This window comes from Paracraurococcus lichenis, assembly GCF_030657435.1.
Classification (GTDB): Bacteria; Pseudomonadota; Alphaproteobacteria; order Acetobacterales; family Acetobacteraceae; genus Paracraurococcus; species Paracraurococcus lichenis.
The window spans coordinates 1-479 of the sequence record NZ_JAUTWS010000474.1 but is presented as its reverse complement, the minus strand read 5'-3'; the positions used below and the strand labels follow the sequence as shown (position 1 = coordinate 479).

Annotated in this window: 1 protein-coding gene; it reads left to right on the top strand. The window is 62.0% G+C overall.

Annotated elements, in window-relative coordinates; all coding sequences use genetic code 11:
- Positions 1-469: transposase (locus Q7A36_RS40860; RefSeq protein ID WP_305109488.1), on the top strand; the 469-nt coding region annotated here is incomplete at its 5' end.
- Positions 470-479: the final 10 nt, after the last annotated feature.

Here is a 479-nt window from a genome sequence, read left to right as displayed (position 1 = left end):
GGTCTCCGGTCGCAAGCGCCACATCTTGGTCGACACCGAAGGCAACTTGCTCAAAGCACGTGTGCATCCCGCCGACATTCACGACCGCACCGGCGCCCCACTGCTGCTCGCTGGCCTGAAGGAGGAGTTCCCGCTGCTCGCCCTGATCTGGGCTGACAGCGCCTATCAGGGCTTGAAGACATGGTTGCAGGAAACCTTGGGCTGGCGGCTGACGATCAGCAAGCATTGGTGGACGGGCCTGCGCGCCATCTGGGGCAGTCCCGATCAGCCACCGCCCGAGATTCCGCGCGGCTTTCACGTCCTCAAGCGGCGCTGGGTGGTGGAGCGAACATTCGCCTGGTTCGGGCGAAACCGGCGTATGAGCCGAGACTATGAGCGCCTCATCCAAACCAGCGAGATGCTGCTCTACGCCGCCATGGCGCGCATCACACTCCACCGGCTAGCCAACAAACAGCAAAAAATTGCTTAACAGCCTCTTA